Annotated in this window: 7 protein-coding genes and 1 riboswitch; of the genes, 3 read left to right on the top strand and 4 right to left on the bottom strand. The window is 38.8% G+C overall.

From position 1 onward, the window contains the following. Positions 1 to 104: 104 nt before the first annotated feature. Positions 105 to 1,256 carry a diguanylate cyclase gene (locus tag ACFQIC_RS07530; RefSeq protein WP_204710946.1) on the bottom strand — a complete coding sequence of 384 codons (1,152 nt, stop codon included), beginning with the start codon at positions 1,254 to 1,256 and terminating at the stop codon, positions 105 to 107. 625 nt (positions 1,257 to 1,881) lie between these two features. Beyond that, positions 1,882 to 2,790: a CBASS cGAMP-activated phospholipase gene (locus tag ACFQIC_RS07525; RefSeq protein ID WP_204710948.1), complete on the bottom strand. Its 909-nt coding sequence runs from the start codon at positions 2,788 to 2,790 to the stop codon at positions 1,882 to 1,884. Between the two features lie 174 nt (positions 2,791 to 2,964). On the opposite strand from ACFQIC_RS07525, the gene ACFQIC_RS07520 reads away from it, so the two are divergent. Beyond that, positions 2,965 to 3,399 carry a universal stress protein gene (locus tag ACFQIC_RS07520; RefSeq protein ID WP_204710950.1) on the top strand — a complete coding sequence of 145 codons (435 nt, stop codon included), beginning with the start codon at positions 2,965 to 2,967 and terminating at the stop codon, positions 3,397 to 3,399. A gap of 1,083 nt (positions 3,400 to 4,482) precedes the next feature. Here ACFQIC_RS07520 and ACFQIC_RS07515 read toward each other — a convergent pair. Beyond that, positions 4,483 to 5,802: an aspartate aminotransferase family protein gene (locus tag ACFQIC_RS07515; RefSeq protein WP_204710952.1), complete on the bottom strand. Its 1,320-nt coding sequence runs from the start codon at positions 5,800 to 5,802 to the stop codon at positions 4,483 to 4,485. 45 nt (positions 5,803 to 5,847) lie between these two features. Further along, on the bottom strand, positions 5,848 to 7,224 hold the full coding sequence (locus ACFQIC_RS07510) for a YjiH family protein (protein WP_204710954.1): 1,377 nt from the start codon (positions 7,222 to 7,224) through the stop codon (positions 5,848 to 5,850). Positions 7,225 to 7,955: 731 nt separating this feature from the next. Further along, positions 7,956 to 8,064, top strand: a riboswitch (SAM riboswitch). A 120-nt stretch (positions 8,065 to 8,184) separates the two neighbouring features. Between ACFQIC_RS07510 and ACFQIC_RS07505 the strand changes: the two genes are divergently transcribed. Then, entirely contained in the window at positions 8,185 to 10,041 is a 1,857-nt protein-coding gene (locus ACFQIC_RS07505) for a bifunctional homocysteine S-methyltransferase/methylenetetrahydrofolate reductase (protein WP_204710956.1), read from the top strand. Next, positions 10,022 to 13,474: a methionine synthase gene (gene metH / locus ACFQIC_RS07500; protein WP_204710958.1), complete on the top strand. Its 3,453-nt coding sequence runs from the start codon at positions 10,022 to 10,024 to the stop codon at positions 13,472 to 13,474. The genes ACFQIC_RS07505 and metH overlap by 20 nt, the downstream gene beginning before the upstream one ends. The last annotated feature ends 1,154 nt before the right edge of the window (positions 13,475 to 14,628 follow it).

Here is a 14,628-nt window from a genome sequence, read left to right as displayed (position 1 = left end):
TTATCTATCATGAAGCAGTTGCTAAAAACGAAGTTATATTAAGGTGGTTTTCAACTCAAAAACTGAACTACTTATTCACCAAGAACAGGCTCTTTTTTCTAATATCACTTATTAGTTTGTAAGTCACCATGGTGCACTTTTTTATCCAAACCATAATGTTTCTCGGATTGGGCAATTGGGTAACATTCCACTCGATTTCTACCCTTATGTTTCGCTTCATATAATGCTTCATCGGCAGCTAAAATGAGATCGTCTAACTCTACATCCGTCGTCGTGGCTACACCTATAGATATTGTGGTTTCAATATCCAATCCATTGACTTGAAACGTTTCCTTTTCAATGGCTTCGCGAACTCTTTCCATAGCTTTCTCTCCATCTTGCTTACTACAATTAGGAAGCAAGACTATAAATTCCTCTCCACCATAACGGGCAATGACATCTATCGTACGCAAATTCTCCGTGAATAATTGGCTCATTTTTTGCAAAACTAAGTCGCCTGTCACATGACCATGTGTATCATTTACCTCTTTAAAATAATCAATATCAATCAAGGAAAGACCTAGCGGTGAGGATACAACGTCGCATGTCGTATAATCTTCTAAATAGCGCATAAATGCTCTGCGATTATAAAGCTTTGTTAATGGGTCTCTGCTTGCTTTTTCGGTTAAATCCCTTTTTAATGAAAATTCCTCTGCTAAGTCTTTAACCATCCAGACTAATAGCAAGCTCAGTACAATACTTAAAGGTAAAGCTGTTGGCATGATGAGTATTAGGTATTCCACAATGGGGATCACGCCAAGTGTAGCAATGACGAAAGCATTCACCAGATTTAATGTCACGACAACTGTTATGATTTTCCCTAAAGAATTCACTTCTTGTAGTTGCTTATGCAGCAGCAACCCAGTTATTGATACAATCACCATATTTAAAAATCCCACAAAGGCAGCTTCACTAATTCCAAATGTCAACCGTAATAAGCCAATCCCTATACCCACAGCAAGGATGTGAAAGGGATTCTTGGCATACAAGGATACGATAATAATCGGAATAAAGCGCAGATCAAAAATAACTGAATCCGCTAAATGTATACCAAAGGACATTGATGTCCACCCAGCCCCAATCGCTATTAAAATATAGATTGGTTCTTTAATTTTACTTTTAACATTTACGAGCAACTTTTTGTGTAAAAAAGCTGCTAAATAAATAATTGTAATCAGTAAACTGGCATTTAAAATAAACTCTTCCATATTAACCATAGTCGACCATCCCTCAATTCTATTGTAAATGAAAGTAAAGCAAATAAACATTAGTCACCGAATCATTTATTTAAGGTGTTCGACGTATTTCTTTTTTAAGAGTTTTTGCCTATCTATTAGACTGTTATTCATTTAATTTGAACTAATCATCATTACTATAGAACTATTTTACTGTTAATTCAAATAAATTACAAAAGTTAAATACATTTTCACTCTATCTTTTTTGGATGGAGTCTAAAGAACAATCACCTTTCTGAATATGAATTCAGTTTGCGTTTTTTAAGCTACAAATAAGAAAGCCATATTTTGAATAGATTTTCATAAAAAAACAACATGCTCTTTACAATGATAAAGCTTTTCGGTTTGTATAATTACACTATAAATTGCAGGTATATCTACATAACTAATTACACTGTATTTGTATTAAACTTTAAAAATCTCAGTTCAATGAACTGAGATTTTTCTTATATTTATTTTGAACACTTCTCAACTAAAGCACCCGAGTGTTAAGAAGGCAGGGAAAACAGTTCGTCTTCCGTGGGAGTAAGAATACTCCGTCCTAAAATTTCAGTATCGATGCCCTTTCTCTATTCCTAACGACACCACTTACTATACTTTTGCTATTTCATTCTAAAAACTTCAATATATCCGACTTGTGATTTCTAAATACATCCTCACCCAGTTGAATCAGATCATCCATAAAACTTATTTCATCAAAGGGAATTTCACCCTCAAGTTCTTCATTAATTCTAAGATATTTTTCTCCCAGTAAAAGTTGACTATGATAAGATACAGACTCTGAGGATAAATGTAGAGCTAGATCTAGCAGTTTTGGCTTCGTCTTAATAGATGGAAATTGAAAGGGCATCCACTGTCGCAGTCCCCAATTTTTATCGTTCATATTGGGAAACTTTATATTTTGTTTACCCGTACCGAACGATAGTATTTGAAAATCGCCTAATTTTTTATCAAAAAAATGCATAGCTTCTGTAACACAAACGAGCGATGGATTGTTCGCCCATAAACCACCATCGATGGATAAGTAATGATTTTCAACATTATTAGGAGGAAAATATACAGGAGCTGAGCATGAAGAAAGAACTGCATCCCATAACTTAATGGAGCGATCATCATTTTGCGACTCTATTAGATGAGAGCGATGAATGAAAGGTCGCCCATGAGTAATATCAACTGCTGGGATAATGAGCGGTTTTTCCACATCAGCGAGCGTTAGTTCACCGAATACTTTTTTCAATAGCTCCCGAAGTTCAAGGTCATTGTAAATGCTCTTCATAATTCCGACCTTTGACTGACGTTTGAAAATTTTCTTTCCAGAAGTTTTGTAATAATGAAGGATATCTTCCATTTTATAATTTGATGCGATTGATGTAGCAATAATCGATCCAGTGCTTGTTCCAGCTACTAAATCAAAAGATTCTCCCACCGGTCGACCTAATTCCTTCTCTAGGGCATGCAGAATAACAATTGGTATCATTCCGCGAATGCCCCCTCCATCAATACATAACATTTTCATGTGTTTCACCTAAAATCGTTGTTTTCCTTACAGTCTTTCCATCTTTGCTTCTCATAATTCAAAAGGAATGCATCTATCATGAATTTTCTGAATTAAAAGAAATACATTCCATAGTATGGTAAAATTGAAGTAGGAAACCTTAGTATTATAACTGTATTGAGGAAGGTGGTTATAATGAAGGAAAAAATTCTCGTAGCTTATGATGGCTCACAGCTAAGTAAAAAAGCAATCCAGGAAGCACTCACCAAAGAATCAGCGAACAGCGAAGCAGAAGTTCACATTGTCTCTGTTATTGAACAGACAGGTCCTGTAACCAATGCAAAAATGTCAGAAAATATTGGTACAGAACTAGCAGAAACATTAAAGGAAGACTTGGAACTGATTAAAGAAGAATTTAAAACCGTCCACCACCCGATCGTTACAGAAGCGATAGTTGGCAGCGGTGACGGCAATTCAGGATCTATGATCTGTAAGTATGCGGACAACAATGATATTGACCTTATTATTATCGGTAACCGAGGACTAGGCAATGTGAAAAAGTTCTTACTTGGTAGTGTGAGTAAAACTGTGGTTCAGCATGCAAAATGTCCTGTATTAGTCATTAAATAACAAAAAGCCTATTCATTTTGTAACGTTTTCAGATATCGAGGAGAAAGTAATTAATCGTATACGAATCAGAGGCACAAATTGAACGTCGATTTGTGCCTCTGATTTTTTAATGGTTTATCTTTGTTTATAGTGTTTTAACATCACCACGCTTCGAGATAATGGGGGTTCGTTACCGTATAAGAGATAGGGGTGGCTTTTCCGTCATCGGTATGAGGAGATACGGAACATCAACGAATCTTAGAAGGTGGCACGCAACCAGTGATTATTACAGCATGTTTATCTTCTATTTTCATTATGTAGGAAAGCCCACTATGCGGGTCCGTTCGTGAAAAATAAAGCAGGGAGACACCTGTGGGAAAAGCGGACTAGACGAAACCCCGGAGGCTCGGCATCTGCTCGTGGAAAGCGATTCGTTTAAGGCCTGATAATTTAAGAAAATAAGAACCAAATCAATCAAATATAGCAAAAAACAAGGGATCAAACCTAGATATAGTAGATGGTACCCTTGTTTATTTCTTTGTAAAGCCTTTTTCATTGGACTCAGTCGTTTCCCATCCCCCATTCGCATTCTTAAAGATAAGGTATGATGGGAGATTCTATACTCTACACTGCCTAAGTGATTATGGACATCATCTCGCTTGGCGTTAATGGGGAGGGAATTGATGACACTCCCTTCGGAAAAACGATGAGGCTGCTGAAAAAGTATTTAAACTTAACACGGGTAGAGAATCACAGTAAACATGTTGATGTTAATGAAGAAATCACTCACGTATATAATTGTTGGTTGAGCTAATTCTCTTATTAAATTCACTTTTTCAGTGGCCTCCAGTCGTTTCCTCCCCTCCCCATCAACCATTACCCCTAATTAAACAATCGAGGGCTTTAGTTGAATAGAAAATAAATTATTATGTAAAAAAACGTTCAGAACTCATCTGAACGTTTTTGTTTGCTACTTATGCTATTAAAATCTCGTTAAAATCAATGCTAATTAGAATATTAATTACTTTGATATTAGCATTCTTCTCTCCCTAAACTCCACCGTTACCTATTTTGGAATATCTCCAAACCAAGGTAGACTTTTTTCTATTCGTTGACTGCTCCAATTTCTTCCTCATAAGAAGTTAACGCTTCATCAAACATACGTAGCCCTTCATCTATCTGTTCCTTAGTCACGGTTAATGGTGGAATCATCCGTATGATTTCTGTCTGATTCCCACCGAAGTAAAAGAGTACACCATTTTCCAGTGCCGTATCCAATACTTTAAAAAGCCCTTCACTATTTGGTAAACCTGTCTTAGGATCAATAATTTCAATTCCTATCATTAATCCAACAGAACGGACACGACCAATAACCGGGTGTTTGTCCTTTAAGTCTTTAAGTTTTTCAGTAGCATAAGCCCCTACTTCTCTTGTGTTCGCCAATAAGTTTTCTTCTTCCATAACATCAAGTACAGCGTTAGCTGCAGAACACGCAATTGGATTTCCTCCAAACGTAGTAGCGTGACTCCCAAGTGGCCATTGTTTCATTAGCTCATTTGAAGCGACAGTTGCACTTAACGGCATTCCGTTGGCAATTCCCTTGGCAATTGCCATTATATCTGGAGTAACACCAAACGTTTGAGAAGCAAACCATTCACCTGTACGTCCAAATCCTGTCTGAACCTCGTCAAAAATCAGCAGGATATTGTATTGATCACATAACTCTCTTACTTTTTGCAACCAGGCTTTTGGAGGAACAATGTACCCTCCCTCTCCTAGAACAGGTTCCACAAGTACAGCTGCCACTTCATCAGGTGTAACTTGATGAGCAAATAATCGCTCGAAGTCTTTTTCTAACTGCTCAACAACATATTGCTCTGGCTCAACACCTTGCGGACTTTCATCAACTTGAGCGTAAGGAACTTGATAAGACCCTGTCGGATGTAAAAACTTGCGATATTTACTTTTCGAACTAGTGACACTAAGAGCTCCCATAGAACGTCCATGAAATCCTCCAATGAATGAAACAATATAAGGACGTTCTGTTACGTGTTTCGCTAGTTTAATGGCACCTTCAATTGCTTCCGATCCACTATTTCCAAAAAAGAAACAGTCGAGTTCTCCCGGCATAATGTCAGCTAAGCGATCAGCCAATTTTAAAATCGATTCATATATGATTACACCAGAGGGGCCATGTCCTAATTCATCCGCTCCCTCCTTTATTGCCTCGACAACTTTTGGATGACGGTGACCGACATTTGTTGTTGCAATTCCTGAAGTGAAATCTAAATACTTTTTACCGTCCACACCATAGTAATAACAGCCTTCCTCTTTAACAACAGGCAAATTCGGGTGATCTTTCGCCATACTCGGTGCCAGTCGGTTCGACATATTATCTACTAGGTGACTCCAATCTTTTCCCACAAAAACAACCTCCTACAACATTCTCCTTCTATATTATCATGCACTTTAAAAGAATAATACATGAGCCATTAATGCAGCGATCGGTAACGTAATAATTGTTCTTTGCAAAAAGATAATAAACAATTCTAGTATATTTAAAGGAATTTTTGATTTGATCAATAGAATTCCGATTTCAGACATATAAACAAGTTGAGTTAAAGACATAACACCAATAACGAAACGGGTAAGTTCCGATTCAATCCCTGCACCAACAACAGCTGGTAGGAACATATCCGCAAACCCAACGATCATGGCAGGAGCTGCCTCCGCTGCTTCAGGAATTTGCAACAAATTCAATAACGGAATAATAGGATACGAAATAAATGTGAAAATTGGTGTGAATTCAGCGATGATCAAGGCAATAGTTCCTAATGCCATTACAAGCGGAATGAGTCCAAGCCAAATATCTGCAACGTTAAAAATTCCACGGGTAATGACATCCTTTGCACTTTTCACTTGATCTGCTTTTCTAACCGCTTGATCAACGCCCCAACGGAAAGTGGATATACCAACAGGAACTTCTTCATCAATTTGCTTTCCAATTGGCTCATAATACGTATTCTTTTTTAAAGAAAGTGGTGGAATTCTCGGACATACTACAGCAGCAACGACACCACATACGACTACTGTAAAATAAAACTGCACAAACATGTGGTCAATACCTATGAATCTGGCAATTACCAGGCTGAAGGCAATGGAAGCAATGGAAAAGTTCGTTGCCACTACAGCCGCTTCTCGTTTTGAGTAATAGCCGCCTTCATATTGTTGTGTTGTTAACAAAACACCAACTGTTCCACTACCCATCCAAGAAGCCATTGCATCTACAGAAGAACGACCAGGCAACTTGAATAATGGATGCATAATCTTACGAACGACCGTACCGATGAAATCCATTAAACCAAACTCAAGCAATAACGGCATAAATAAGCTAGCAAATAGAAACCAAACCATTAAGACAGGAATTAGATCAAATAGTACCACCTGGCCTGTCAATTCAGACGAAATAATTTCTGGTCCTGCTCCTATAAGGGTGAGTGTAGCAAAGACCGCACCTATCAATCTAAGAATAAACCAGATTAACCCGATATCAAACAAGCTTGATAAAAATTTATGATTGCGAATTGCAGGGTTATTAACTGACTTTATAGCAACAGTTCCGATAGTCGAAATCCATAGTACAATTGTCATAAATAACGGAATATAATTGGAAATCGCCGCCTGTAGACCATCAGCTAGCACGCCTAATCCAATCGTTACTGTTCCATCCACGGAAATTGGTACAAGGAAAAGCAGTACCCCTATTAACGATGGCAGTAGAAACTTCATTAACTGTTTTGATGTATACTCTCCTGCTACTTGTTGTTCTTGTTTCTCTAGTTCCATAATGTCTCCCCCTGATGAATTTTAATTATATATATATTAGTCCATGCTGCTTAAATCAAGTTTCTGACTTTTAATAATACATTTCAATGAATAAAAATTCAATAGAGTTTTATATATTTCATGAAATAGTTAATAGATTTTCTAACAACCTTTCTATATCATAGCAAAAATCCGCTTACATATCTTAAAATTGGGAAAATTCTATATATAATAGCTGGAAAAGGATCAAAAATAGGCTTTATTTCTTAACAGATATCCCATACTTTAATAAGGATGTTAGTACGGAACGATTACGATAGCGATAGATACACGTTATTACATAATACTAGTCGATTGTTGATAAACTTTCGCCTTAAACTAAGGTAAATATTAATATTAGCTTATAACATACGCCTATTGAAAAGCCTGATACATACACAGTGAATATCGCCATTACAAATCCACCCTTACCATCTCTTTGAGCAACCTTAGATAAGTTAATTGAAAAACGGGTATGATGACCTATTCAGATGAAGCGTCTATTAAGGATGGGTGTCAACGAGCCTATGTGATAATATTTTCAGGCCATAAACGGCAGCTAGAACAGGAGATTTAACACAGCCATGATTAAAGTTACATAATTTAGAATATTCCATTGATTACTTGTGTAATTTAGTGTAGTGTAAGTCGCAACATCAATTAGAGTTTTTTTCTATACGTTAATACACACCTCAAAAAACTGCATATTATTTTTCTTATCAAGAGAGGTCTAGGGACTGGCCCGTTGAAACCTCAGCAACCATTGGTTTAACCAAAATGGTGCTAACTCCAGCAAGTTTTTATTAACTTGAATGATAAGAAGAAGAATTTAGTAAAAATAAAGTCTTCTTCTTAGAAGGCTTTTTTTTGTTTTTATTGAGATTGTTGAGAGTGAATTGGTTAGAAAATTCAGAGCTATAAAATGAAGACAGGAGGAAAATCATGAACTTAAAAGAAGCCCTACAAGAAAAGACATTAGTAGGAGACGGAGCTATGGGAACATTGCTCTATTCTTATGGAATCGATCAATGTTTTGAAGAGTTGAACTTATCCCATGCCAAAGAAATTCTAAATGTTCATAAAGCTTACGTAAACTCTGGGGCTGATGTCATTCAAACAAATACGTACGGAGCCAATTATATAAAATTAGAGCGTTATGGATTAGAAGAAAAAGTAAAAGAAATGAATTCAGCTGCAGTCAAACTTGCTAAACAAGCTGCTGAGGGCAAAAGCTTTGTAGTGGGAACAGTTGGTGGCATACGAGGAATCAAGAAAAACGCAATATCTCTTGATGAAATCAAACGAAGCTTCCGCGAACAACTTTACTGTTTACTATTTGAAGAAGTGGACGGCATTTTATTGGAAACTTTTTACGACTTAGAAGAACTCACAACCGTCCTGCAAATTGCTAAACAAGAAACAAATCTTCCCTTGATCGCCCAAGTGTCAATACACGAACCAGGTGTACTTCAGGATGGCACAACGCTCACTGAAGCTTTAACTCTTTTAGAAGATAAGGGGGCCGATGTAGTAGGTGTCAATTGTCGACTAGGTCCCCATCACATGATCGAGTCGCTGGAAGATATACCACTCCCTGAGAAAGCTGTGTTATCCGCTTATCCGAATGCTAGTTTACCAACTTACCAGGATGGCAGACTTGTCTATAAAACTGACCCGGATTATTTTAAAACCAGCGCCCGTGCCCTCCATGAACAAGGAGCTCGATTAATCGGTGGCTGTTGCGGCACAACTCCCGAACATATTGAAGCAATTGCTGAAGGAGTTAAGGGGAAGAAACCCATTGAACACAAAAATCTCCCCTTTCCGAAAACATCTCCACAAACAAAACTAGAAGATAAAAATAACAGGCCACACCTTCATGACATCGCAGCAAGCAGACCATCAATCATCGTTGAACTTGACCCACCGAAACGTCTTAATACACAACGATACTTAGAAGGAGCTCAAGCACTTAATAATGCAGGAGTTGACTCAATTACACTCGCAGATAACTCGCTTGCTACTCCAAGAATCAGTAATACAGCGATGGCCTCCATTATTAAACAAAAATTTGATGTGAACCCCTTAGTCCATATTGCCTGTCGTGATCGAAACTTAATTGGGCTACAATCACATCTAATGGGCTTGCATACACTCGGGATTACGGAATTATTGGCAATCACAGGTGACCCGACTAAAATCGGTGATTTCCCTGGGGCCACATCTGTCTATGATTTAACTTCATTAGACTTGATCCACTATATAAAACAAATGAATAAGGGCGTTTCATATTCCGGTAAATCACTCGGCATGAATACCAACTTCTCCGTTGCAGGAGCCTTTAATCCAAATGTCCGTAACCTAAATCGTGCCGTAGGTCGACTTGAAAAAAAGATCACATATGGAGCGGACTATTTTATTAGTCAACCTGTATATAGCGAGGAAAAGCTGAAGGAAATATACGAAGCAACTAAGCATATTTCTGCCCCGATTTATATCGGTATCATGCCGCTAATCAGCGCACGTAACGCAGAGTTTTTACACAATGAAGTACCTGGAATGACGCTATCTACAGAAATTAGACAGCGAATGGAGCTTTTTAATAATGACCCTGACCGTGCTCAAGCTGAAGGCATTTCTATTGCTAAATCTTTAATTGATGTTGCAGTCGATTTATTTAACGGCATCTACTTAATCACACCATTCTTACGCTATGAAATAACCGAAGAACTAACTTACTATGTTAAACAGAAGCAAAACAGGGAAAGGACGGTTGCAAATGGTAGCCACATTATTTGAACAACACCTCTCAAAAAGAATTCTCGTATTGGATGGCGCGATGGGGACAATGCTGCAAAATGCAAACCTTGAACCAGAAGACTTTGGCGGGGAAGCTTATGACGGGTGTAATGAATACCTCAACTTTACTTCGCCCGGCGTTGTAGAAACCATTCACACTGAATACCTTGAAGCAGGTGCTGATATTATCACAACCAATACATTTGGAGCTACAGATTTGGTCCTCGATGACTACGATCTTGGCCACTTAGCTGAAGATATTAATACGAAGGCTTCCCAAATTGCAAAAAAAGCAGCTGAACGCTTTTCAAAAAATGAGCACCCTCGTTTCGTGGCAGGAGCTATGGGGCCTACAACGAAAACTTTATCGGTTACAGGTGGAACAACGTTCGAGCACTTAACCAATTCTTATGAAGAACAAGCAAGAGGATTGATCAAAGGTGGAGCGGATCTTCTTTTACTAGAAACTTCCCAAGATATGCTTAATGTGAAAGCAGCTTACCTAGGCATTACTCGTGCCTTCAACTCTCTTGACGAAACGCTCCCTTTAATGATTTCAGGAACGATCGAGCCGATGGGAACCACTCTTGCAGGACAAAACATTGAAGCTTTTTACTTATCACTCGAACACATGAAACCAGCTGTTGTCGGATTAAACTGTGCAACTGGACCGGAATTCATGCGTGATCACCTGCGTTCATTGTCTGACCTTGCAACAACCTCTGTTAGTTGTTATCCAAATGCTGGACTTCCGGATGAAGATGGAAACTATCACGAGACACCTCAATCATTAGCTGAAAAAACTGTCGGTTTCGCTGAGAAAGGATGGCTGAATGTTGTAGGTGGGTGCTGTGGAACAACACCTGATCATATAAGAGTGCTCGTAGAAGCTGTCCAAGATCTTTCACCAAGAAAAGTCCCTACTTCTCATCCTCATGCGGTCTCAGGAATCGAGCCGTTTATCTACGAGGATAAAAATGATCGTCCTATTTTAGTTGGTGAACGAACGAATGTCATAGGGTCTCGTAAATTCAAACGACTGATCGCCGAAGAAAAAATGGAAGAAGCATCGGAAATTGCCCGCGCCCAAGTAAAAAAAGGTGCCCAAGTGATTGATATATGTCTTGCTGATCCAGATCGTGATGAAGTAGAAGATATGGAAGCTTTTATGAAGCAAGTTATTAATAAAGTAAAAGTACCGCTTATCATTGATTCCACAGATGTTGACGTAATCCAAAAGGCACTAACCTACTCTCAAGGAAAAGTGATTATCAATTCAATTAATCTTGAGGACGGAGAGGATCGCTTTAAGGAAATTCTCCCTCTAGTTAAGCAATTCGGTGCAGCTGTTGTTGTAGGAACCATTGACGAAGAAGGGATGGCTGTTACAGCGGAGAGAAAATTAGAAATCGCTATACGGTCCCGCAATATTTTAGTCGATGAATATGGACTAAGTGAATCAGATATCATTTTTGACCCCCTCGTCTTCCCTGTCGGAACAGGTGACGAACAATATATTGGAGCTGCTAATGCAACAGTTGATGGAATTCGCTTAATTAAGGAAAAGCTGCCAGAGTGCCAAACGATATTAGGTGTCAGTAACGTTTCCTTTGGTCTTCCACCCGTTGGAAGAGAAGTGTTAAATGCCGTCTATCTTTATCACTGTACAAAAGCAGGACTCGACTATGCGATTGTTAATACAGAAAAACTAGAACGCTTTGCTTCTATTGCAGAAGATGAAATTAACCAGGCGAATGAACTGCTATTTCAAACAACAGATGCCACACTCGCTAATTTCACTGCTTTTTACCGAGGCAAGAAAAAGGAAGTCAAAGTCCCCACTTCGACGATGAGTTTATCAGAAAGATTAGCTCATTATGTGGTAGAAGGCACAAAGGAAGGATTAATTCCCGACCTTGAAAAGGAACTAGAAACTTATCCCGCACCTTTAAAAATTATCAATGGGCCACTTATGGATGGAATGGCTGAAGTTGGACGCTTATTTAACGACAACCAGCTCATTGTAGCTGAAGTTTTACAAAGTGCTGAGGTAATGAAAGCTTCTGTAGCCTACCTTGAGCCACATATGGAAAAAGGTGACACATCAAATAAAAAGGGAAAAGTTCTTCTTGCAACTGTTAAAGGTGACGTCCATGATATCGGCAAAAACCTAGTAGATATTATTCTAAGTAATAATGGTTTTGATGTTATCGATCTCGGAATAAAAGTAACCCCGACCGATTTAATCGCACAAATTAAAGAAGAAAACCCAGACTTTATTGGGCTCTCTGGACTACTCGTTAAATCAGCCCAGCAAATGGTGTTGACGGCTCAAGATTTAAAACAGCAACAAATTGAATTGCCGATATTAGTTGGAGGTGCAGCCCTTTCAAGAAAATTTACTAATACAAAAATAGCTCCACAATATGACGGCTCGGTTTTTTATGCAAAAGATGCCATGGACGGACTCGCTCTATCGAATCGGCTCAGCCAACAGGAAGAGCGCGAGCTGCTAATACGTGAACAGCAAGAAAAACAAGAGCAAGCGATTGCCCGTAGTGCCGAGCAAACTCGCATCCAATCAGCGACTGCTGTAATCGAAAAACCAGCTTCAAAAGTTTCTAAAAACGTACCTATTTATCAACCATATGATTTCGATCAACATATTTTACGAAATTATTCGGTTGCTCATATCGAGCCGTTTATTAACATGCAGATGTTAATTGGCCATCATTTAGGATTAAAGGGCAAATTCTCCAAGTTAATGAAAGAAAAGAATAGTAAAGCCCTTCAATTAAAAGAGGTCGTAGATGACTTAATTTTAAAAGCACGAACAGAGAAGTTGATTCAGCCTTCCGCTCTTTATCAATTCTTCCCTGCCCAATCTGAGGGGGATGATGTGATTATATATGATCCAGCTGATAAACAAACGATTATTGAACGTTTCACTTTCCCACGTCAAAATCGTGAACCATTTCTTTGTTTAGCTGATTACCTACGACCTGTCTCTAGTGGTGAAATGGATTACGTAGGACTCTTCTCTGTAACCGCTGGAAAAGGAATCAGAGAAAGTTCGGTAGAGTTAAAAGAACAAGGAGAATACTTGAAAAGCCACGCCTTACAAGCACTAGCTCTTGAAACAGCTGAAGGTTTGGCTGAACACATCCATCAGCTTATGCGAGATAAATGGGGATTCCCTGATCCCACTGACTTTACAATGCAGCAAAGGTTTTCTGCAAAATACCAAGGCCAACGGTTTTCATTTGGTTATCCTGCCTGTCCTGATTTAGAGGATCAGAAAAAACTATTTAATCTGATTAGACCAGAAAGGATAGGTGTGGAATTAACTGAGGAGTGCATGATGGAGCCAGAGGCTTCGGTCACGGCTATTGTGTTTGCTCATCCAGAAGCACGTTATTTTAATGTGCATTAACTCCTTTTTAAAGTCAGCTCAAAAGTTGTAAGTTGTTCCGTTTCGGTGGAGAAACTTACGAAATAGCATACGAATTAGCAGACCAAATCGCATATGATTTGGTCTGCTATTTTTCCCTGATATATCAATGGTTATTGGATAATGAGGCGTGAATTATCATAAAAATCGAACCCAAATAGTACGTTAAAATAGTTCTAGAATCTGTGAAGGATTGTTGAAGATTCGACTCCGAGATTGTGCGGCTGTTCCGTCATCGGTAGGAGGAGAAGGTGGTCGGGGAAATAACTCGCTTTCCGTGGGAGTACGGTGAGCCTCCGTGGACTTCGTCCTACGGGGTCTCACCATGTCCTCTAATCCCACAGGAGGCTCATCATTTCCCCGACCCCCTTGCTATAAAAAAAGAGGTACGGAACATCAACGGATCTTAGAAGTCGGCACGTAGCCATTGATATACTTACGCCTTATAAGTACGAAGGCTAAATCAGCTCATCAATCATATCGGCGTTATCCAGCGCCTAGTGGCTAGTGAGACTTCCCTCACTTCTTGTGAATAAGAACGCCTCATGCGTGAGAATCGTAGAGGCTACTGAAAAACTGATATTATAAGAGAACAAAAACTATATCAATCAATATAAAGAAGGCAAAGTCGATGGGATTACCTATATATATAGTAGGTGGTCTCATTGTATCTTTCTTTGTAAAGACTTTTTCAGTGGCCTCGAGAATCGTAATGGGTGAGTCTCTATTCTATAGCATAGGTAAGATGCATTCTCCTATGCCGGAATTCGTTCATTTCCATGTCGAATGGGGTGGTTTTGAAACGACGAGACTCCCGCTGGAGAAGGAGGAGGCCACTGAAAAAGTCCTTTTCTATTAATAATGAACTTTTGAAAAACACTATCCCAAAATCTAACGGGTTCAGTTTTCGAGTACAAAACATGAAATAACAAGGAATATCGGTATTTAACAATATAAATTAGCATACAAAATCAGAGATTGTGCTTGAATTCGAGATGTTTGTGTGAATATAGGGGCTGCGGGAAACGGTTCGCTTTCCATGGGGCGGGCGCTGAGCCTCCTCGGACTTCGTCGAGGCCACTGAAAAAGTCCAATCTCATCAAGAAACCCCCGTCTTTTTTATTTTTTTAAAAAGA

Source organism: Halobacillus seohaensis, assembly GCF_042663045.1.
GTDB classification, from domain to species: Bacteria; Bacillota; Bacilli; order Bacillales; family Halobacillaceae; genus Halobacillus_A; species Halobacillus_A seohaensis.
Note: the sequence above shows the minus strand (reverse complement) of the source record. Positions and strands in the feature narration are given on the sequence as shown.